Source organism: Ramlibacter sp. WS9 (assembly GCF_003797765.1).
GTDB lineage: Bacteria > Pseudomonadota > Gammaproteobacteria > Burkholderiales > Burkholderiaceae_C > Ramlibacter.
The window spans coordinates 1-409 of sequence record NZ_RKMB01000160.1 but is presented as its reverse complement, the minus strand read 5'-3'; the positions used below and the strand labels follow the sequence as shown (position 1 = coordinate 409).

At 72.9% G+C, this 409-nt stretch carries 1 pseudogene; it reads left to right on the top strand.

Going from position 1 to position 409, the window contains the following annotated elements:
* A pseudogene (locus tag EEB15_RS33445) lies at positions 1–409 on the top strand (hypothetical protein); the annotation flags it as partial.

Genomic DNA, 409 nt, shown 5'->3' with positions numbered 1-409 from the left:
GCCTGGGGCCGCTCGCGGACGTCGGCGCTGCGCAACGGCGCACCGGAGCGGACACTGCTCAGCGGCAGCGGCCGAACTCGGCGAGCAGCCGGTCAGCCTGAATTTCGTCGATACCGAGGTGGAAGCGGTGGTGCGCGCGCTGTCGCGCGCCACCGGCCGGCAGTTCCTGGTCGACCCGCGGGTGAAGGGCAAGCTGACCCTGGTTTCCGAAGGCCAGGTGCCGGCGCGCACCGCCTACCGCATGCTCACCAGCGCCCTGCGCATGCAGGGCTTCAGCGTGGTCGACGTCGACGGGGTCAGCCAGGTGGTGCCGGAAGCCGACGCCAAGCTGCTCGGCGGGCCGGTCTACGGCGCCGACCGGCCGGCGGCCAACGGCATGGTCACGCGGACCTTCCGCCTGCGCTACGAG